This window comes from Amycolatopsis rifamycinica (assembly GCF_000695625.1).
Classification (GTDB): domain Bacteria; phylum Actinomycetota; class Actinomycetes; order Mycobacteriales; family Pseudonocardiaceae; genus Amycolatopsis; species Amycolatopsis rifamycinica.
This window is the reverse complement of the sequence record NZ_JMQI01000028.1, coordinates 228,690-246,917: the sequence shown is the minus strand read 5'-3', so window position 1 is coordinate 246,917 and position 18,228 is coordinate 228,690. Positions and strand designations below refer to the sequence as shown.

Genomic DNA, 18,228 nt, shown 5'->3' with positions numbered 1-18,228 from the left:
CGCCGTCCCCGCGGCGAGGGCCGGAGCTCAGGAGCGGCTGGGGGAGGGCGCCGGGAGCGCGCTCGGGTGGTAGTCCGCCGCCAGCAGCACCGGGCCTTCCGAGGCCGTGGGCGGGCGGAACGACAAGACCCAGAACGAGCCCTTCTTGCTCGGCACCACGCCGCCGCGCGCGGCCGAAAGCTCCACGCCGTCGCGATCCGCCAACGCGCTCACCAGGTCCGGGATCACGCCGCCCTGGCTGCACACCACCGGTGTTCCGCCGTCCCCGGCCACCGCCAGCAGCCGCGCGACGCCCAGGACCGGGTCCGGCCAGTAGCCCTCTTCCGAGAACAACGGCTCGTGGCGGACTTCCGCCGCGACGTCCTCGGCCACCCCGTGGACCGTCTGCACGCACCGCAGCCTCGGGGCCGACAGCACCCGGTCCGGACCGAACAGCGCCAGCACCCGGCGCAGCGCCGCCGCCTGCCGGAGGCCCGCCTCGGACAGCGGCCGCAGGTCGTCGTCGCCGGACCACCCGTCGCGCTTGCCCGCCTTCGCGTGGCGCACCAGCAGCAGCGTCGTCGACCCCACCGGCAGCGCGCAGAACGTCCGCAGCACCCGGACGTCCTCCGGGCGCGTCAGCAGCTTCTCCGCGACCGTCGGCTCCAGCCAGCGCAGCTCGTCGACTTCGTCGTTCGGCGAGAACCCGCCGGACACCGCTTCCGCGGCGAAGTAGTCGACCGTCTTCGGCACCGTCCCGGTGCCGTCGCGCGACGGCACCGGGTACGCCGTCCGGGCCAGGTAGCGGCCCAGTACCGCCGTGAAACCGGTCTCCTCCCGGATTTCCCGGACCGCGGCCTCGGCGATCGTCTCGCCCGGGTCGAGTTTCCCCTTCGGGAACGACCAGTCGTCGTACCGCGGGCGATGGACCAGCGCGACCTCCGTCGCGCCCCCGGCGACGCGCCACAGCACCGCGCCGGCCGCCCGTACCTCCTGGGTCATCCGGCGGCCCCGTGCAGCTTCGCCAGCTCCAGCTGGTGGTCACGCACGCGCGAGCCGTCCGCCGGGAACGGCGACCACTCGCCGCTGGCGGTCAGCACCCAGCAGCGCGTCGCCGGGTCCAGCGCCGAATCGAAGATGTTGTCGAGCTGCGCGATGAGCTTCGGGTCCTTGACGCGCACCAGCGCCTCGATCCGCCGGTCCAGGTTGCGGTGCATCATGTCCGCGCTGCCGATCCAGTGCGTCCCGCCCGCGCGGAAGTTGAAGATCCGCGAGTGCTCCAGGAACCGGCCGAGGATCGACCGGACGTGGATGTTCTCCGACAGCCCTTCGACGCCGGGCTTGAGCGTGCAGATGCCCCGCACCACGATCTCGACCGGGACCCCGGCTTGTGACGCGTGGTAGAGCGCGTCGATGACCTGCTCGTCGACCAGCGAGTTGCACTTGATCCGGATCCCGGCCTGCTGCCCGGCCCGCGCGAGCTCGATCTCCTCGCCGATCGCGCGCACGATGCCGCGGCGGATCCCGTGCGGCGAGGTCAGGATCGTCCGGTAGGTGTCCTGCCGCGAGTAGCCGGTCAGCACGTTGAACAGGTCGGTGACGTCCGCGCCGATGCTCGGGTCGGCGGTGAACAGGCCGATGTCCTCGTAGAGCCGCGCGGTCTTCGGGTTGTAGTTGCCGGTGCCGATGTGGCAGTAGCGCCGGATCGTCGAGCCCTCCTGGCGCACGATCATCGACACCTTGCAGTGCGTCTTCAGCCCGACCAGGCCGTACACCACGTGCACGCCCGCGCGCTCCAGCGTCCGCGCCCACGTGATGTTCGCCTGCTCGTCGAAGCGCGCCTTGATCTCGACCAGCGCGACGACCTGCTTGCCCGCCTCGGCGGCGTCGATCAGCGCGTCGACGATCGGGGAGTCACCGGAAGTCCGGTACAGCGTCTGCTTGATCGCCAGGACCTTCGAGTCGGCCGCCGCCTGCTCGATGAACCGCTGCACGCTGGTCGAGAACGAGTCGTACGGGTGGTGCACCAGCACGTCGCCCTCGCGCAGCGTCGCGAAGACGCTCTTCGGCGTCTCGCGCTCGCCGAACGCCGGGTGGGTCGCCGGCACGAACGGCCGGTCCTTCAGCTCCTTGCGGTCCACAGCGGACAGCTGGTGCAGGCAGGTCAGGTCGAGCAGGCCGGGCACCTCGACGACGTCCGCCGGGTCGACGTCCAGCTCGCGCAGCAGCAGCTCGAGCATGTGCTCGCTCATGTCCTGCGCGACCTCGAGGCGCACCGGCGGGCCGAAGCGGCGCTGCGCCAGTTCGCGCTCGAGGGCCTGCAGGAGGTCCTCGTCGCGGTCCTCGTCCACCTCGAAGTCGGCGTTGCGGGTGACGCGGAAGACGTGGTGCTCGGTGACGTCCATGCCGGTGAACAGCTCACCCAGGTGGGCGGCGATGAGCTCTTCGAGGGGCAGGAACGTCGCCGTCCGGCTGGTGCGCTCGGTCTCGACGCGCATCAGGCGCGGCACGTTGCTCGGCACCTTCACCCGGGCGAAGCGCTCGGTGCCGCCTTCGGGGTCGCGGACCGTCACCGCGAGGTTGAGCGAGAGGCCCGAGATGTAGGGGAACGGGTGCGCCGGGTCGACGGCCAGGGGCGTCAGGACCGGGAAGATCTGCTCGGAGAAGTAACTCGACAGCCGCAGCTGGTCCGCGCCGGCCAGGTCGGCCCAGCCGACGATGTGGATGTCCTGCTCGGCCAGCTGCGGGCGCAGGTGCTTCTCGAACGCACCGGTCTGCCGCTCGACCAGGTCCTGGTTGCGCTTGGCGATGTAGCCGAGCTGCTCGCGCGGGGTGAGCCCGTCCGCGCTGCGCACCAGCAGGCCGGTCTCGTCGCGGCGCTTCAGGCCGGCGACGCGGACCATGTAGAACTCGTCCAGATTGGACGCGAAGATCGCGAGGAACTTCGCCCGCTCCAGCAGCGGCTGCGACTCGTCCTCGGCCAGCGCGAGCACGCGGGCGTTGAAGTCCTGCCACGACAGCTCGCGGTTGAAGTACCGGTCGTCGGGCAGCGTCTCGACGGCGGTCGGCGCGGCGGTGACGGCGGGCGGCGCCGACGGGACGGCCCGGAACTCCTCGGCCGCCCGCGCGTTGCCGTGCGTGGCGCTGCGCCGCCGCGGCGTGGCCGCGGCGGCCGTGGTCTTGCTCGCCCTGGCCTTGCCGGCGGTGGCACGGGCGGCGGTGTCGCGCGCGGTCGACTTCGACGGAACCTTCTTGGCGGTCGTCGTCTTCTTCGCCGCCGCCTCCGAAGATCCGTTGGCCGGGTTCCGTCGCCTCCGCGGTGCGGGCGTGCCGCCGTCTTCTGTGCTCACGGCCCCCATTCTTCACTACGTGACGCGGAATTGCGCGGACCGTGGTGAAGGTCAGATGAACAGCTCAGCGCGGGATGGCGGCCGGTTCGCCGAGGTGGGCGGCGGTGTGTTTCCCGACACCGAGGGCGCGGACGTGGGCGAGATCATCCGGGGTGTCGACGTCACCGCGCAGGGTCGGCAGCGGCCGCGACAGGGGGACGGCCCCGGACGCGGCGTGCAGCCGCGCCGACCCGGGCCCGAACCGCGGATCGAGCGCCCCGCCGGCGGCGGCCAGCAGCAGGGTGGTGCCGGTGCCCTGCCGATCGGCGACGAAGGCCCGGCGCCCGGCGGCCTCGGCGAGCGCCGCGGTGAGATCGACGGCGCGCAGGGCGGGGAGATCGGCCTGCAGCGCACCGACGACGGCGCCCGGATCGTCGGCCTTGAGCAGGGCCGCACCGTGGCGGAAGGCGGCGTTGAGGGTCTTTTCGGCGGGTTCGGCGACGATCTCGACCCCGAGCTCGCCCAGCTCGGCGACGGCAGCGGGATCGGCGGCGACGAGCAGGACGCGCCTGACCTGCGCACTCGCCACCACGGCGGCGAGCGTGTCGGCGGCGAGCGCCAGGACCAGCCCGGGGTGCCGGGCGGGGTCGACGGCGCCGCGCAGCCGCGACTTGCCGTCGCGGGGGTGTTTCATCGGCACGACCAGGTCCACGTCCACGTGTCCATCTTTACCCGAAAGCCGGGGTGGTCGTCGGGGGCGGGGCGGGTTGTCCACAGGCGACGCGGGTTGTGGACGGCCTCCGGGCGTGGGTGTCCGAGTTCACTGCCGCACCCACCCCCGACCAGGTCAGAACCCCCGCACCCCCCTTCAACCGACCCTCCCTGGACTGCTCCGAGCCCGGCGCGGCAGGATCAGGGCCCGACGTGACGCGTGGAGGAGGAGATCGTGGCCCGGCGTGAAAAGGGCGGCTTCTGGGTGGGGCTCGCCGCCGTACTGTTCTACCCGCTGACCGGCATCGCGCGGCGGGTCTACGTCGGGGCCGAGAAGATCCCGCGGCAGGGGCCCGCTCTTCTCGTCATGAACCACATCTCGCACCTCGATCCCGCCGTCGACGCCGTCTTCGTGCACCGGCAGAAGCGGGTTCCGCGGTTCCTCTTCAAGGAGAGCCTGACGCGGGCGCCGATCCTCGGCCCGATCGTCTCCGGGTCCGGGCAGATTCCCGTCTCGCGGGGGTCGGCCGCCGCCGGGGACAGCCTCAAGGCCGCTCACGATGCGCTCGAACAGGGCAAGATCGTCGTCATCTACCCCGAGGGCACCATCACCAAGGACCCGGACGGCTGGCCGAAGGAGTCCTTCACCGGCGCCGCGCGGCTCGCGCTGCAGAACGACGTCCCCATCATCCCCGTCGCCCGGTGGGGCACCAGCCAGATCTTCAACGGCTACACGAAGAAGTTCACGCCGTTCCCGCGCAAGACGATCACCCACCTCGTCGGCGACCCGCTCGACCTGTCCGCCTACCGCGGCGGCAACACCCGCAGCGCCACGAAACTGCGCGAGGTCACCCAGGTCATGATGGACGAGGTGACCCGGCTCCTCGCCGAAATCCGGCACGAGGAACCGCCCGCCGCGAAGCCGGGGGATCCCGCCTGATGCGCGCCGACGTGCAGCGGGTCACCGTGCTCGGGGCCGGCTCGTGGGGCACCGCCTTCGCCAAGGTGCTCGGCGACGCCGGGCGGGACGTCACCGTGTGGGCGCGCCGCGAACAGGTCGCCGAGGACATCCGGGAGCGGCACACCAACGGCGCCTACCTGCCCGGCGTGTCCCTGCCGGAGAACGTCACCGCCACCAGCGACCCCGCGAAGGCACTGCACGACGCCGAGGCCGTCGTCCTGGCCGTGCCCAGCCAGAGCCTGCGGGCGAACCTGACGGCGTGGCGCGAGCTGCTGCCGCCCGGCGCGATCCTCGTCAGCCTGGCCAAGGGCGTCGAGCTCGGCACGCTCAAGCGGATGAGCGAGGTGATCGGCGAGATCGTCGGGATCGACCCCGGCGAGGTCGTCGTCGTCACCGGGCCGAACCTGGCCAAGGAGATCGCCGCCGGGCAGCCGTCCGCGTCCGTGCTGGCCTGCGCCGACCACGAACGCGCCGTCGCGGTCCAGCGCGCCTGCGCCAACTCCTACTTCCGCCCCTACACCAACACCGACGTCGTCGGCTGCGAGCTCGGCGGGGCCTGCAAGAACGTCATCGCGCTCAGCACCGGGATGGCCGCCGGCCTCGGCCTCGGCACCAACACGATGGCGACGCTCATCACCCGCGGCCTGGCCGAGATGGCCCGGCTCGGCGCGAAGCTGGGCGCCGACCCGCTCACCTTCGCCGGGCTCGCCGGCGTCGGCGACCTGGTCGCGACCTGCTCGTCGCCGCTTTCGCGCAACCGCACCTTCGGCGAACGCCTCGGCCGCGGCGAGACGCTCGAACAGGCGCAGGCCGCGGCCGGTGGGCAGGTCGCCGAGGGTGTCATGTCGTGCTCGTCGATCCGCGCGCTGGCGCAGAGCCTCGGGGTCGACATGCCGATCACCGACGCCATGCACCGCGTCTGCCACGAGGGCGTCGACCCGCGCCAGGCCGGCGCCGAGCTGCTGGGACGGTCGCAGAAGCACGAGTGGTCCTGATCGCCCGGCGTTCTCCCGTCAGGTGAGACGTCTTGACCGGGCGGAACGCGGCTGGGACTCTGGTCGCATGTTCGCGCACGCCATGACTCAGCCGCGGGGCCGCATGGGCCTCCGCGCGAGCGTGCGCGCGTGTCGCTGTTGTCGGTGAACCCAGCCCCGGCCCAGCTCGACACCCTTATCTTCTGCGTGAGGACCCTCATGTTCGCCGTTCCGGACAACACCCTGCTGCGTCCCGAAAACCCCGCGCTGCGCCACCCGGTGCGCGTCGCCCTCGAGGTCGCCGCCGACCGCGACCGCTGGAAGCACCTCCTGCGCTACGACCCCGACGAGCGGTTCGCGGCGCTGGTTTCGGAGGACGAGCAGCAGGAGGTGTGGCTGATGAGCTGGCTGCCCGGCCAGCGCACCGACCTGCACGACCACGCGTTCGCCAGCGGCGCCTTCACCGTGGTCGCCGGCCACCTGACCGAGGCCGTGGCGCGCCGCGCCCCGGACGGCCGCGCGGTCACCGAGCTGCACGCGCTTTCGGCGGGGCAGTCGCGGGTGTTCGGGCCGGGGTACGTGCACGAGGTCCGCAACGACGGCCCGGACCCGGCGATCTCGCTCCACGTCTACCGCGACGCGGGCCGCGCGATGCGCCCGTACCACCTCGACCCGGTGGCCGGGCCGATCCGGGACTGACCGCTTCAGTCCAGGTCGCCGCGAGCCCGGAACTCCCGCTCGATCCGGTCCCGGTCCGCGCCGGACGCCAGCAGGGCGTGCAGCAGGATCCGCGACTTCCGCGCGTCCAGCCAGCCCGCCATCGTCGCGCCCATCGCGATCAGGCTCGACTCCGAACCGTGGAAGCCGTACGTCGACCGCAGCGTGGGGCCCGCGCCGGTCCGCGAGGCGACGACCACCGGCATCGAGGTCACCAACCGGGCGATCACGTCGGCCGTGGCGGCCGAAACGTGTCCCACGCCCGTCGCGGCGACCACGACCCCGCGGACCTCCGGCTGCGCGGCCACCGACGCGAGCACCGCGCCCGAGTCGTCCAAGCCCGCTTCGACCACCGGGACCAGGCCGCCGAAGTCGTCGCCGTCGAGGGACGGCAGCCGCGGCGGTGCCGGGTGGAACCAGTGCACCGCGTGCTCGACGACCATGCCCAGCGGCCCCGCCGGCGCCGACGAGAAACTGTCCAGGTGGCTCGAATGCGCCTTCCGCACCCAGCGCGCGGCGTGGACGTCGTCGTTGAGCGTGACCAGCGCGCCCCGGCCGCGGCTGCGCGGATCGGCCGCCACCGTGAGCGCGTTGCGCAGGTTCGCCGGGCCGTCCGGGCTGAACAGGCCGGCGTTGCGCATCGCCCCGGTGATAACCACCGGGATCTCCGACGGCCAGTGCAGGTCCAGGAAGTACGCCGTTTCCTCGAGCGTGTCGGTGCCCTGGACGACGACGAACCCGTCGGCGTCCTGGCGCAGGCCCCAGTCGCGGCACCGCAGCAGCGTCGCGAAGTCCAGCGACGCGCTGCCGATCCCGGCCAGGGTTTCCGCCAGCACGTCCATCGGCAGATCGCCGAGCCCGCCGAGCAGCTCGGCCGCGCCGAACCGCGGAACGGCGCCGCCGTCGCCGTCGACCGGGGCCATCGAGATGGTGCCGCCCAGCGTGGCGACGGCGATCAGGGGACGGGCCATGCCGCCACCCTATTCAGCCGGTCTCGACCGCGAACGAGTCCGTCAGGACGTCGCCGCGCGCTCGGCCGCGCTCCGCAGCACGCAGAACTCGTTGCCCTCCGGATCGGCGAGCACCGCCCAGCCCGTGCCGTCCGGGTTGCGGAGGTCGTCGTACAGCGTCGCGCCAAGGCCGAGGAGCCGTTCGACCTCCTCATCGCGCGGGATGTCCGGCTGCAGGCACAGGTGGAGGCGGTTCTTCACCGTCTTCGGCTCCGGCACGCGGAGGAACAGCAGGTTCGTCCCGTCGTTCAGCTCGAAGCCGACCTCGTCGTCCCCGGGCTGATCGGTTTCGGGCATCGGCTTTCCGGTCACCTGGCTCCAGAACCGGCAGAGCGCGTACGGATCGGCGCAGTCGACGGACACGTTCAGCACGGACGACGGCATGGCACTCCTCGAAGTCGGGTGCCGCCGAGTCTGGCCCAGCCGCCCGAGGAGGGCGAACCGTTTTACGACGCCAGTGCCAGCCCCGCCGTCCGGTGCACGCGGCGGCTGTCGTCGACGATGAGGATCTCGCAGTCCGGCCGGTCCGCCGCCCAGGTGATGCCTTCCTCGCCCATCGCGAACGCCGCCGTGGCCAGCGCGTCCGCCGTGACGAGGTCGCCGGCCACCACCGTGACGCTCATCAGGCCGGTCGCCGGGGCGCCGGACCGGCCGTCGAGGATGTGGGAGCCGCGCTCGTAAGCCGCCGACGTCGCGATCGCGCCGTTGCGCGACTCCAGCACCGCGCACACCGCCAGTGGCTGCTCGGGGTGGCGCACCCCGACCCGCCACGGGCGGCCCCGCTCCGGCTCGCCCGCGGTGACGACGTCGCCGCCGGCGTTGAGGCAGAACGTCGTCGCGCCCTCGGCCTTCAGCATGTCGGCCGCGCGCTGCACCGCCCAGCCCTTGACGACCGCACACGGGTCGAGGCCGCGGCCGGGCAGCCGCGCGCGGAACGCGCCGCCGGAGAGCTGCTCGTAGTACGCGCAGAGCTCCAGCACCTCGAGGAGGTCGTCGCTCAGCTCGGCGGCCGTCAGCTCGCCGCGGTCGTACCGGCTGACCTCGCTGTCCTCCTTGAACGGGCTGAACCGGGCGTCGACGTCGGAGAACCACGCGAAGACTTCGTCGACGACCTCGGCGAAGTCGCCTTCGTCACGCAGGTCGAGGGAGATCGGCAGGCCCATCACCTGTTCGACGCGGGTGGTCATCGGTTTCCCCTCGCGTCGATCGCGGCCCGCAGCGACGTCTTGTAGGACTCGCTCGTCTCGGTGGCGCCGGTCACCGTGTCGATGTCGGCGCTCTGCGCCTTGATCGCTTCTTCCTGCAGCTTCGGCAGGGCGGTGAGCGACCGGCCGCTGTCCGGGGCCTGCAGCAGGGTGATGGCGGTGAGCCGGGAGCCGGTGAAGGTCACCTGCACCTGCACGGTGCCGTACCGGCTCGACTCGGCGCTGCCCTGGGTGGTCACCGTCTCGGCCGGGGTGTTCCTCGTGGCCGGCGAGTCCGAAGTGGACGGCGTGGGCGACTCGGACGACGTGGCCGGCGCCTCCGGAACGGTGGTCGCCGGAGCGGCCGATGTGGACGGTGCGGTGGTGCTCGGCGGCGGCGGCGCCTGCGCGACGGCGGCGGTGTTGTGCACCGGCCCCGGCTCGAACCGCCAGACCGAGATGAACCCGGCTATCGACAGCGCGACGACGAAGATGGTCTTCTTCACAGCAGCTTCCCCCTAGGCCGCGAGGCTGAAACGTTCGGCGTGGACCTGGGCGTTCGGCACGCGCAGCTCGCGCAGGCTGCGCAGCACCGCGGAAGTCATCCCCGGCGGGCCGCAGACGAACACGTCCCGCTCGTGCACGTCCGGCACCATCATGTGCAGGTTCGCCGGCCCGAGCATCACCCCGCGCGGCCCGACCGCCTGGTCCGGTCCGGTGAGGACACTGACGCTGGCGCCGCGCGCCTTGGCCAGCTCGTTCAGCTCCGGCAGCAGCACCGCGTCGGCCTGGGACCGCACCCGGTACAGCACGACGACGTGTCCGTCGATGTCCTCCAGCAGGGCGCGGATCGGCGTGATCCCGACACCGCCCGCCACGAGCAGCGCGTTGGGCCGCCGCTGGTGGATCGTCGTGAAGGCGCCGTACGGACCTTCGGCGAACACCCGCGTGCCGACGCGCAGGTTGCGCAGCCCGGCGCTGGAATCGCCGAGCGCCTTCGCGGTCAGCCGCAGGGAACGGCCGTCGGGCGCGGCCGACAACGAGAAGGGATTGGCCTGCCACCAACGGTCCTTGGTCAGGAACCGCCACAGGAAGAACTGCCCCGCCTTGGCCGGCATCTTGTCCAGGTGCTTGCCGGACATGTAGACCGAGACGACGTCCGGGGACTCGGACACCACCGCCGTGACGCGCAGCTGGTGGCGCAGGTTCCGCCACAGCGGCAGCACGACGCGCCCGGCGAGCACGGCCGCGCCGGCCCCGAGCCAGAGCGTCCACCAGTACGCCTTCGCCGTCTCCGAACCGGCGAACGACTGACCCAGCGCGATCTGGTGCGTGAAGGCCAGCAGCACCGCGGCGTAGGTGTAGAGGTGGATGAAGTGCCACGTCTCGTAGGCGAGCCGCTTGCGCGCGAACTTCGCCGAGGCCGCACCGACGATGAGGATCACGGCGAAGGCGACCAGCGCCCGCAGGATCCCTTCGAGGGTGCTGGCCATCTCGACCAGCTCGTCGACGACGCCCTTGTCCGTGACCTCCGCGTAGCCCATGGTGATGAACACCAGGTGCGCCAGCAGGGTCCAGAGGATCGTGAAGCCGGTCCAGCGGTGCCAGGTGGTCAGCCGGTCCATCCCGAGCCGCCGGTCCAGCCAGGGCAGCCGGGCCACCAGCAGCAGCTGGAACGCCATCGCCAGCGCGCCGTACATCCCGGCGAGCCTGCCGATCGTGATCAGCACGTTCTGCGAAACCCCGGCCTGGACGAACAGGACGGTGACGGCGGCCACGTTGGCGCCGAGGAAGAGGAAGAGGCCGGATTTCGCGGCGATCCGGGGGCGGATCGCCGGGCGCGCGGCCTCGGCGGTCTGCGTCATGGTGGTCACACGGATCCCCCTTCGGTTCGGTTCACGAAGGCCAGCCTCGCCACCCGTCCTGTGGCGAGGCTGGGTGCCGGCTGTCGGAATCCTGTCGGCCGCCGTCTCCGCTCGCCCGGGCCGCGCGCGGCGGGAGAAGATGCGGGGGTGCAGACTCCCGACCCCGTGCGCCTGCTCGTCGTCGACGACGAGCCGCACATCGCCGACCTCGTCGCCACCGTCGCCCGGTACGAGGGCTGGCAGGCGGTCACGGCCGGCACCGGCCAGGCCGCGCTGAGCCGGGCCGCGGAGTTCGGGCCGGACATCGTCGTGCTCGACCTGATGCTGCCCGACCTCGACGGCTTCACCGTGCTCGACCGCCTGCGCGAGGGCGGCAACGCGGTGCCCGTGGTCTTCCTCACGGCCAAGGACGCGACGGCCGACCGGATCGCCGGGCTCACCCGCGGGGGTGACGACTACCTCGTGAAGCCGTTCTCGGTCGAGGAGCTGATGGCGCGGCTGCGGGCGGTGCTGCGGCGCAGCGCCGGCCTCGCGCACCAGCCCGAGGCGCGCGGAGCCGTGCTGCGGGTCGGCGACCTGACCCTGGACGAGGACACCCGCGAGGTCCGCCGCGGCGAGCGCCTGGCCGAGCTGACGCCGACCGAGTACGAGCTGCTGCGCTACCTGATGCGGCGCTCGCCCGCGGTGCTGACCAAGGCGCAGATCCTCGACCACGTCTGGGAGTACGACTTCGGCGGCCGGTCCAATGTGGTCGAACTGGTCATTTCGCACCTGCGGCGCAAGGTCGACGCGGGCGGCGGCGAACCGCTGATCCACACCGTCCGCGGCGTCGGGTACGTCGTGCGGCAGGCCCACCGGTGACGGGCGCCCTCCGCCGGTGGTACGGGGCCTGGCGGCGCACCCGGCTGGGCACCCGGATCACCCTCGGCCTCGGCGCCCTCGCGCTGGTGGTGTTCGCGGCCGTCGGCGTCACGACGGTCGGGATCATGCACGGCTACCTCGACCGGCGGCTCGACGAGCAGCTGTCCAAGAGCCAGAACACCCAGCTGCCGCTGCTGCGCGAGACGCACGGTTCGCCGCAGTCGGTGTACTCGTGGTACTCGGCGCTGTACAAGATCCACGGCGGGGTCGCCGTCCCCGAGTCCGGCGGCAAGCTGCCGGGAGACGCCGGGCAGCTGGCGAAGATCGCGGCCGAGGCGGTGAACGGCGACGTCACCCGGACCATCCACCTGCGCGACGACGGTCCGTACCGGGTGCGGGCGTGCCCGGTCGACACCGATTCGGTGCTGCTGTCGGCCGCGCCGCAGAAGGACCTCGACGGCACGGTCCGGCAGCTGGTCTGGGTCGAGGTCGGCGCGTTCGCCCTCGCCTTGGCCGTGCTGGTGGTCGTGGGACGGCTGGTGCTGCGCCGCGGCCTGCGTCCGCTGGCCGACATGGCGGGTACCGCGCACGACATCGCCTCCCACGACCTGACGGCGAACCCGGACCTGCCGGTGCGCGCTTCGGGCACCGGCGGCGGCGCCGAAGTCGAGGAGCTGCGGACGGCGTTCAACGTGATGCTGGCCCACATCGACACGTCACTGGCCGCGAAGACCGAGGCCAACGAACGGCTGCGCCGGTTCGTCGCCGACGCGTCGCACGAGCTGCGGACGCCGTTGACGTCGATCCGCGGGTACGCCGACCTCTTCCGCTACGCCGCGGCGAACGAGCCGGCCGAACGCGAAGCGCACCTGGCGAAGATCCGCGAGGAGACCGCCCGGATGACCGTGCTCGTCGACGACCTCCTGCTGCTGGCCCGGCTGGACGCCCGCGCCGCCGAGACGCCGTTGCGGCCCGAGCGCATCGATCTGGCCGAGCCGGCCGGGGACGCGGCGGACGCGTTCGCCGCCGGCCGGCCGGACCACCCGCTGACCACGGCGCTTTCGACGGCCTTCGTGGACGCCGACCCGGTGCGGCTGCGGCAGGTGCTGGACAACCTGCTGGCCAACGCGGCCGTGCACACCCCGCCCGGGACGTCGGTGCACGTCGCGGTGACGGTTTCGGGTGGTTTCGCCGAGGTGCGGGTGATCGACACCGGGCCCGGGATCGCTCCGGCGGATCAGGAGCGGATCTTCGACCGGTTCTTCCGCGTCGACGATTCCCGCACCCGCGGCAACGGCGGGACCGGGCTCGGGCTGTCGGTGGTCCAGTCCCTGGTCGCCGCGCACGGCGGCACGGTCTCGGTGAGCTCGGAGCCGGGCCGCACGGTGTTCACCGTCCGGTTGCCGCTCGCGCGGTGACGTGCTCCGGCGTGGTCCAGGCGGGGGAGAGGTCGGCGGACGGCTCGGGCGTGCCGTAGACCGTCCGCACCGGCAGCACGCCGGCCCAGGCGGTGTCCGCGGCGACGTCTTCGGGCTCGTCGTCCGGGCCCTCGGCGCGCATCTTGACCGACGCCTCGGCGAGGTCGAGCGCGAGCACGGACACCGCGGCGAACTCCTTGGCGTTGACCTCGCGCGCGTGCTCCCACGAGCCCGGCGCGAGGTGGTCGGTGAGCACCTTGAGCCCGTGCGTCTTCGCTTCGGCGTCGAGGACCGGCTTCGCCTGGCCGAGGATGACGGCGCTGCGGTAGTTCATCGAGTGGTTGTTCACCGAACGCGCGTAGACGATGCCGTCCAGCAGCGTCACCGTCACGCAGACGTCGAGGCCGTGCGCCGCGGTGCGGAGGCTGGCCGCGCCGGTCGAGCCGTGCAGGTAGAGCGTGTCGCCGTCGCGGCCGTAGCCGGTGGGCAGGACCAGCGGCACGCCGTCGCGGACGACCCCGAGGTGGCAGATCAGGCCTTCGTCCAGGACGGCGTGCAGCGCGGAGCGGTCGGTGACGGCGCGGTGCTTCTTGCGGCCGAGCGTGGTGCGGGGCGTGGTCGACAACATGCGACCAGCGTCTCCCGGCACAGTGGCCTCGCGAAACGGCCACTTCTCGTACACTTGGGAAGTCCACTCGGAGGAGGTCCCGTGTCCCACGCCGACACCGCGCTCCCGGTCAGCCTCGACCGCTCGGCGGTGACGCCGCTGGCGGTCCAGCTGGCCGACGCGCTGCGCGAAGCCGCGGCGAGCGGCCACCTGCGCGGCGGCGACCGGCTGCCCTCGACCCGCGCGTTGGCCGGCCGGCTCGGCGTCAGCCGCACGGTGACGTCGGCGGCCTACGAGCAGCTGCACGCCGAGGGCTGGATCGCCGGACGGCACGGCTCCGGCACGTACGTGACGACGCCGCCTTCTTCCTCCGCCGCCGAAGTCCCGGCGCCCGCGGTTCCCGCTCCCGAGGCCGCCACGCCGCCGCTGCTGGACCTCGGCCCGGGCACACCGTGGGCGGCGGGGCTGGACCGGGCGGCCTGGCGCCGCGCCTGGCGGGCCGCGGCGGACCCGGAGCCGCTGGTCCGCGCCCACCGGGCGGGGCTGCCGGAGTACCGCGCGACGGTGTCGGAGCACCTGCTGCGCCACCGGGGCCTGGCGGCGGGCTCGGTTCTGGCGACCGGCGGCACGACGGCGGCGGTCGTCGAGCTGGCCGCGGCGGTGCTGGAGCGCGGGGACGTCGTCGCGGTCGAGGAACCCGGTTACCAGCGGGCGGTGCAGGCGTTCCGCCGGGCGGGCATGCGGGTCGTGGGCGTGCCGGTGGACGAGGAGGGGCTGTGCCCGGAGGAGATCCCCCCGGGCGCGCGGGCGGTGTACTGCTCGCCGGCCCACCAGTACCCGATGGGCAGCAGGCTGAGCGCGGCACGGCGGGTGTCGCTGGTGGAGCGGGCGCGGGCGTCGTCGATGCTGGTCATCGAGGACGACTACGACGGCGAGCTGCGGTTCGACGTGGCGCCGCTGCCGATGCTGGCTTCGCTGGCCCCGGACGTCGTGGTGCACCTGGGGACGACGTCGAAGATCCTGACGCCGACGCTCGGGGCGGGGTGGATGGTGGCGCCGGAGGCGATCACCTCGGCGGTGCTGGCCTACCGGGATTCGACGGGGACGCGGCCGTCACCGGCGGGGCAGCGGGTGCTGTACGAGTTCGCGCGGAACGGGGATCTGGGGCGTCACCTGCGAAAACTGCGCCGGGAGATGGCGGAGCGGCGGACGTTGCTGGCGGGGGCGCTGTCGTCGGCGGGCATTCCGGTGCGCGGCGATGACGCCGGGGCGCACCTGGTGGTGCCGTTCTCGTCGGCTTCGGTCGAGGCCGCGGTGATCGCTTCGGCCGAGCGGCGGGGGATCCGGCTGGACGGGCTGGCGCGGCACTTCGCCGGCGAGCCGTCGGCGCACGGGGTGGCGATCGGGTACGCCGGGTGTTCGCGGGAGGCGTTGGTGGCGGCCTTGCCGGCGTTGGTGGCGTTGCTGCGCTGAGGCCCCACTCGTGCCCTCGACACACTGGACGTGCCAGGTCCGTCACCGGTTGCGTTCGTCGTCCGGTACCGCCCACCCGGCGCACCGGGCTCGGCTGTTGGCCGAGGTCACCGGGTACGGTGGCTCACCATGAGCGAGAAGATCCGGGTGGCCGTCGTGTTCGGTGGGCGCAGCAGCGAGCACACCGTCTCGTGCCTTTCCGCCGGCAGTGTCCTCGGGCACCTCGACCCCGAGCGGTTCGAGGCCGTGCCGGTGGGGATCACGCGCGAGGGCCGCTGGGTGCTCGGCACCGGCGACTCCGCCCAGCTCGCCATCCGCGGCCGCGAACTGCCGTCCGTCGACGACGGCAAGGGGCTCGTCCTCGCCGGGGATCCCTCCAGCCAGGGGCTCATCGCCGTCGAACCCGGGCGGGAGGCCGAAATGCTGTCCCGCGTCGACGTCGTCTTCCCCGTCCTGCACGGCGCCTTCGGCGAAGACGGCACCATCCAGGGCCTCCTGGAACTCGCCGGCATCCCCTACGTCGGGCCCGGGGTGCTCGCCAGCGCCGCCGCCATGGACAAGGAAACGGCCAAGAAACTCCTTGCCGCCGAAGGGCTTCCGGTCGGCGAGTACGCCGCGCTCAAGCGGGAGCAGTCCACTTTGGAACAGGCCGGCCGGGACCGGCTCGGCCTGCCCGTGTTCGTCAAGCCCTCCCGGGCCGGCAGCTCCGTCGGCATCTCGCGCGTCACCGGCTGGGCCGAGCTGGACGCCGCCATCGAGCTCGCCCGGGCCACCGACCCCAAGGTGCTCGTCGAGGCCGCCGTCATCGGGCGGGAGGTCGAGTGCGGGGTCCTGGAATTCCCCGACGGCCACGTCGAGGCGTCGCTGCCCGCCGAGATCCGGGTGCTGTCCGAGGACGAAAACGCCTGGTACGACTTCGAAACCAAGTACCTCGGCGACGACGCCGAGCTCGACATCCCGGCCAAGCTGGACGACGCCCTCACCGAGAAGCTCCGCGCGATGGCCGTCGACGCCTTCCGGGCGCTGGACTGCCAGGGGCTGGCCCGCGTCGACTTCTTCGTCACCGAAGACCACGAGCTGATCATCAACGAGGTCAACACCATGCCGGGCTTCACGACGAAGTCCGCCTACCCGAAGATGTGGGAGGTCACCGGCATGGACTACCCGACCCTGCTGACCACCCTCGTCGAGACGGCGATCGCCCGCGGAACCGGCCTCCGCTAACCGAACCGCAGCGGCCGCGGAGCCAGCTTCGCGGCCACGGTGTCCGAAACGGCCTGCAACGGCCCGGTTCCGGCGCTGTCCGGCACCGTCAGCGCCGCGTAGACCTCCCGGTCCACCACGTACCACGTCGACGCGTCCTCGCCCGGCACCTGCAGCCACTGGACCTTGTTCACCAGCCGCAGCTGCGCCGTCGGCGTCAGCTCCGGGGGACGGTCCAGGCCGCACCGCAGGACCACCGGATCGGCGTCGCCCCAGGCGACCGTCGCGGGCGGCGCCGGGGCCGCCAAGGCGCGCACCTTCAGAGAGGTCCCGTTGGACGTCAGCTCGGTCGGGACCGCGCCCAGCAGCGTCGTGCAGCCCGGCGACCCCGCGGCGGGCGCCGGCACGGGGACCAGCGGCAGCGGCCCGGCGGAGTCCGGAAGGGAAGGCCGGGTCAGGGCGAACACGGCGACGGCGACCGCCAGCGCCACGGCGAGCGCGGCCGCGGTGACGAGCACCACCTTGGGGGGCGCTCCGGTGTCGGATTCAGGCACCCGGCCACTACACCACAGTGACCTGGCACGGGGGACGACCCCCGGACCGCGGGGTCAGAGGTGGACGACCGGGCAGGTCAGCGTCCTCGTGATGCCCGCCACGTTCTGCACCTTCGCGACCACGAGCTGGCCCAGCTGGTCGACGTTGTCGGCGGTCGCGCGGACGATGACGTCGTACGGTCCGGTGACATCCTCCGAGCTGGTCACACCCGGGATGCTGGAGATCTCGGCAGCCACCGCGGCCGCCTTGCCGACCTCGGTCTGGATGAGGATGTATGCGTGGACCACGGCGCGCCCTTTCGTCGGGATCTTGTCTCTCAAGGTAGGAACGTCATCAGCAACGTATCGCCAGCTCAGGGAAAAACATAGGGCATCCGACTATCGGTGATCGATCTTTGTCCCGGTAGAGAAAGCAGAGGTGACCGGTGTCACCGAACGACGGAACGGTCGCCGAGACCGGCGAGTTCGCGCTCATCCGAGCCGTCACCGAAGGACGGCGCCAGCCCCCGGGCACGCTGCTCGGCCCGGGCGACGACGCCGCCGTCGTCGCGGCCCCGGACGGCCGGGTGGTCGCGAGCACCGACGTCCTCGTTCAGGGTGTCCACTTCCGGCTCGACTGGTCCTCGCCCGAGCACGTCGGGCGCAAGGCCGTCGCGGTCAACCTGGCCGACATCGCCGCCATGGGCGCCACCCCGACCACCGTCCTGGTCGGGCTCGCCTGCCCGCCCGACACCCCGCGCGAGGTCGTCACCGGGCTGGCCGACGGCATGTGGGCCGAGGCCGAACGCGCCGGCGTCGGCGTCTCCGGCGGCGACATGGTCCGCGCCGACCAGCTCGTGATCAGCGTCACGGCCCTCGGCGACCTCGGCGACCGCGAACCGGTGACGCGCTCGGGCGCCCGCCCCGGGGACGTCGTCGCCGTCAACGGGCGGCTCGGCTGGGCCGCGGCCGGCCTGGCCGTGCTCGGCCGCGGCTTCCGGTCGCCGGTCGGCGTCGTCAACGCCCAGCGCTGCCCGGAGCCGCCCTACGAGGCCGGCCCGCGTGCCGCCCTCGCCGGGGCCACCGCGATGATCGACGTCTCCGACGGCCTGCTCGCCGACCTGGGCCACCTCGGCGAGGCCTCCGACGTCGGCATCGACGTCCGCACCGCCGACCTCGACATCCCCGCCCGGCTCACCGAGGTCGGCGCCGCCCTCGGCGCGGACCCGCTGGACTGGGTGCTCACCGGCGGCGAGGACCACGCGCTGGCGGCCACGTTCCCGCCGTTCACCGAGCTGCCGGAGGGCTGGCGCACCATCGGCGTCGTCACCATGGCCGGCTCCGGGATCACCGTCGACGGGAAACCGTTTTCGCGAGAGGGCGGATGGACGCACTGGCGCTGA

19 protein-coding genes are annotated in these 18,228 nt (G+C 72.8%); 8 read left to right on the top strand and 11 right to left on the bottom strand.

From position 1 onward, the window contains the following. Window positions 1–27: 27 nt before the first annotated feature. Genes DV20_RS15610 through cofC form a run of 3 tightly spaced genes read right to left on the bottom strand, consistent with a single transcriptional unit; the run spans window position 28 to window position 4,026 of the window. Window positions 28–981 carry an NUDIX hydrolase gene (locus DV20_RS15610; protein ID WP_043780724.1) on the bottom strand — a complete coding sequence of 318 codons (954 nt, stop codon included), beginning with the start codon at window positions 979–981 and terminating at the stop codon, window positions 28–30. Next, complete coding sequence (locus tag DV20_RS15605; RefSeq protein ID WP_200876434.1) at window positions 978–3,338, bottom strand: RNA degradosome polyphosphate kinase; 2,361 nt, start codon at window positions 3,336–3,338, stop codon at window positions 978–980. The genes DV20_RS15610 and DV20_RS15605 overlap by 4 nt, the downstream gene beginning before the upstream one ends. A 55-nt stretch (window positions 3,339–3,393) precedes the next feature. Then, entirely contained in the window at window positions 3,394–4,026 is a 633-nt protein-coding gene (cofC, locus tag DV20_RS15600) for a 2-phospho-L-lactate guanylyltransferase (protein WP_043780718.1), read from the bottom strand. A 213-nt stretch (window positions 4,027–4,239) separates the two neighbouring features. On the opposite strand from cofC, the gene DV20_RS15595 reads away from it, so the two are divergent. The 3 genes from DV20_RS15595 to DV20_RS15585 all read left to right on the top strand — a co-directional run bounded on the left by DV20_RS15595 (window position 4,240) and on the right by DV20_RS15585 (window position 6,653). Further along, on the top strand, window positions 4,240–4,959 hold the full coding sequence (locus tag DV20_RS15595; protein ID WP_043780717.1) for a lysophospholipid acyltransferase family protein: 720 nt from the start codon (window positions 4,240–4,242) through the stop codon (window positions 4,957–4,959). Continuing rightward, window positions 4,959–5,975, top strand: a complete 1,017-nt coding sequence (locus tag DV20_RS15590; RefSeq protein ID WP_043780716.1) for an NAD(P)H-dependent glycerol-3-phosphate dehydrogenase — start codon at window positions 4,959–4,961, stop codon at window positions 5,973–5,975. The genes DV20_RS15595 and DV20_RS15590 overlap by 1 nt, the downstream gene beginning before the upstream one ends. Window positions 5,976–6,173: 198 nt before the next feature. Next, on the top strand, window positions 6,174–6,653 hold the full coding sequence (locus tag DV20_RS15585) for a cysteine dioxygenase (RefSeq protein WP_043780715.1): 480 nt from the start codon (window positions 6,174–6,176) through the stop codon (window positions 6,651–6,653). A 5-nt stretch (window positions 6,654–6,658) separates the two neighbouring features. Here DV20_RS15585 and DV20_RS15580 read toward each other — a convergent pair whose 3' ends face one another. The 5 genes from DV20_RS15580 to DV20_RS15560 all read right to left on the bottom strand — a co-directional run bounded on the left by DV20_RS15580 (window position 6,659) and on the right by DV20_RS15560 (window position 10,730). Continuing rightward, window positions 6,659–7,642 (bottom strand): asparaginase, encoded by a 984-nt coding sequence (locus tag DV20_RS15580; RefSeq protein WP_043780714.1) that lies wholly within the window; start codon window positions 7,640–7,642, stop codon window positions 6,659–6,661. Window positions 7,643–7,684: 42 nt separating this feature from the next. After that, window positions 7,685–8,065, bottom strand: a complete 381-nt coding sequence (locus tag DV20_RS15575) for a VOC family protein (RefSeq protein WP_043780712.1) — start codon at window positions 8,063–8,065, stop codon at window positions 7,685–7,687. A 62-nt stretch (window positions 8,066–8,127) separates the two neighbouring features. Beyond that, window positions 8,128–8,868 carry an FAD:protein FMN transferase gene (locus tag DV20_RS15570; protein ID WP_043780710.1) on the bottom strand — a complete coding sequence of 247 codons (741 nt, stop codon included), beginning with the start codon at window positions 8,866–8,868 and terminating at the stop codon, window positions 8,128–8,130. Continuing rightward, the gene (locus DV20_RS15565) at window positions 8,865–9,371 is read right to left on the bottom strand and encodes an FMN-binding protein (RefSeq protein ID WP_043780707.1); all 507 of its coding nucleotides are present in this window, start codon (window positions 9,369–9,371) and stop codon (window positions 8,865–8,867) included. The genes DV20_RS15570 and DV20_RS15565 overlap by 4 nt, the downstream gene beginning before the upstream one ends. Window positions 9,372–9,383: 12 nt before the next feature. After that, window positions 9,384–10,730, bottom strand: a complete 1,347-nt coding sequence (locus DV20_RS15560) for a ferredoxin reductase family protein (RefSeq protein WP_043780992.1) — start codon at window positions 10,728–10,730, stop codon at window positions 9,384–9,386. A 147-nt stretch (window positions 10,731–10,877) separates the two neighbouring features. Here DV20_RS15560 and DV20_RS15555 point away from each other — a divergent pair, with 147 nt between their 5' ends. Continuing rightward, window positions 10,878–11,591, top strand: a complete 714-nt coding sequence (locus DV20_RS15555) for a response regulator transcription factor (RefSeq protein ID WP_043780705.1) — start codon at window positions 10,878–10,880, stop codon at window positions 11,589–11,591. After that, window positions 11,588–13,009 carry a sensor histidine kinase gene (locus DV20_RS15550; protein WP_043780703.1) on the top strand — a complete coding sequence of 474 codons (1,422 nt, stop codon included), beginning with the start codon at window positions 11,588–11,590 and terminating at the stop codon, window positions 13,007–13,009. The genes DV20_RS15555 and DV20_RS15550 overlap by 4 nt, the downstream gene beginning before the upstream one ends. Here DV20_RS15550 and DV20_RS15545 read toward each other — a convergent pair. After that, window positions 12,981–13,637, bottom strand: coding sequence for a pyridoxamine 5'-phosphate oxidase family protein (locus tag DV20_RS15545; protein WP_043780701.1), 657 nt, complete (start codon window positions 13,635–13,637; stop codon window positions 12,981–12,983). The genes DV20_RS15550 and DV20_RS15545 overlap by 29 nt on opposite strands. Window positions 13,638–13,718: 81 nt before the next feature. Here DV20_RS15545 and pdxR point away from each other — a divergent pair, with 81 nt between their 5' ends. Continuing rightward, window positions 13,719–15,089 (top strand): MocR-like pyridoxine biosynthesis transcription factor PdxR, encoded by a 1,371-nt coding sequence (gene pdxR, locus DV20_RS15540; protein WP_043780699.1) that lies wholly within the window; start codon window positions 13,719–13,721, stop codon window positions 15,087–15,089. 129 nt (window positions 15,090–15,218) lie between these two features. Continuing rightward, window positions 15,219–16,313, top strand: coding sequence for a D-alanine--D-alanine ligase family protein (locus DV20_RS15535; protein WP_043780697.1), 1,095 nt, complete (start codon window positions 15,219–15,221; stop codon window positions 16,311–16,313). Here DV20_RS15535 and DV20_RS15530 read toward each other — a convergent pair. Further along, entirely contained in the window at window positions 16,310–16,846 is a 537-nt protein-coding gene (locus DV20_RS15530; protein WP_200876433.1) for a DUF3515 domain-containing protein, read from the bottom strand. The genes DV20_RS15535 and DV20_RS15530 overlap by 4 nt on opposite strands. A gap of 54 nt (window positions 16,847–16,900) precedes the next feature. Beyond that, window positions 16,901–17,134, bottom strand: a complete 234-nt coding sequence (locus DV20_RS15525; RefSeq protein WP_043780695.1) for an Lrp/AsnC family transcriptional regulator — start codon at window positions 17,132–17,134, stop codon at window positions 16,901–16,903. Between the two features lie 137 nt (window positions 17,135–17,271). On the opposite strand from DV20_RS15525, the gene DV20_RS15520 reads away from it, so the two are divergent. Beyond that, complete coding sequence (locus DV20_RS15520; protein WP_043780693.1) at window positions 17,272–18,228, top strand: thiamine-phosphate kinase; 957 nt, start codon at window positions 17,272–17,274, stop codon at window positions 18,226–18,228.